At 62.0% G+C, this 1460-nt stretch carries 1 protein-coding gene; it reads right to left on the reverse strand.

Features of this window, described 5'->3' with window-relative positions:
- Positions 1–210 precede the first annotated feature (210 nt).
- Positions 211–1416 carry an IS4 family transposase gene (locus SLQ33_RS33500; protein WP_319458245.1) on the reverse strand — a complete coding sequence of 402 codons (1206 nt, stop codon included), beginning with the start codon at positions 1414–1416 and terminating at the stop codon, positions 211–213.
- Positions 1417–1460: the final 44 nt, after the last annotated feature.

Consider the following 1460-nt stretch of genomic DNA (forward strand, 5'->3'; position numbering starts at 1 on the left):
CCAATACCGTTCAGTTAAGGTGGTCGGACGGTGATGTCTGGTGAGTGCTGTGGCTGAGGCCAGGATGCGTGATGGGCGCGCTTGACGTGCCATTTGGGCATTTTGCGTTTGATGACCCGTGGTGCTGATCGTCTGCGCCGTGCCGGGTTGAGACGATCGAGTACTCGACGCAGGAACGCCTGCCAGTGCCGGTCGGGCGATCGGGGGTGGTCAGGGGGAAAAAGCGCCCTGCTGGGCGACGGACTGGCGAACTATGCGCAGTGCGGCAGTGAAACTGAGGTTGTCGGGATCGCGTCCGGCGTGTTCTGCGGCCTCGCTCATCAAGGAGCGAATCGCGTAGTGGCAGCACAGGTATCCCCAGATTTCTTGCAGAGCCAGGTCGGGGGATTTCGAACGCAACACCACTTTCGATCCGCGCTGATGAGTCTTGAGTTCATCAAAGATGCTCTCGATTTCCCACCGCTGGGCATAGGCGGCGGCCAGCTCCAGCGCAGGCGCTTCGACCGGATCAAGCATGGTGGTCATCAGTCGGTAGACAGTGGGGTTCTCACGGCCGTCGTCAAGGGTGTAATCGAGTACCCGGGCCAGCATCGGCTCACTGTGTCGATCCTTCGTCGAGCGCAGATGGGCCAACCACGAACCATCGGGCAGGTCTTCGACATGAACCGGCGAGGGCCCGTTGCCGCCGGTACTGATCCGCCACAGCAGATCCGATCCAGTGCCAGAAGCATTACGCCACAATGCATATGAGAAGAATCCTCGATCGGCCAGCAACAGCATCCCAGGCTTGAGGGCAGCCAACAGGTCCCCGGCCATTGCGGATTCAGCGTCTCGATAGCCCCCGATCGTGGCGGCAAAGATCGCGTGCGAGCCACACTCGGCCACTGCCAACAACCGTGCCTGCGGGAACGCTGACTTCTCGCCCTTGTTCACCCCCGGTCGACCGAAGAACTCCTCGTTGCCGGGCGTATCTGCCACGTCAAGGCAGGTTCCATCGACGGCCACCAGTCGCCGCCCGGCCAGCCACGTTCCCGGCGTATCCGGCCCACCCAGCGGACGAGCCACCCGCGCGAACAACTCGGCCAAAGGCTCCGAACCCAACCGCTCCCGAGCCTGGAAAATCGCCGACTTGCTGGGCAACTGGTACTGCTCACGCCACCCCGAGGCCCACGCCAAACCATCGGTCAACTGCGACAACACGTCTTCGTAGGAACCATCGGAGTACAGACCCATCCCGATCGCGAAATACGCCATCACCCGCGCCGGCAACGCACGATGCCGCACCTGGGTCCGCCCCGACGCCTCAATCACTTCATCGACCAACGCCGACGGAAACACCCGCGTCAGCACCCCCACCGACACCAAATCCGACAACCGACGATCCGACTCCGGCTTACGCCAACCCGCACGAGGCATGCACTACAAACTACACCCATGTAGTCTTAACTGAACGGTATTGG

Origin of the sequence: Mycobacterium sp. RTGN6 (assembly GCF_033804605.1) — a bacterium.
In the GTDB taxonomy this organism is placed as follows: Bacteria; Actinomycetota; Actinomycetes; order Mycobacteriales; family Mycobacteriaceae; genus Mycobacterium.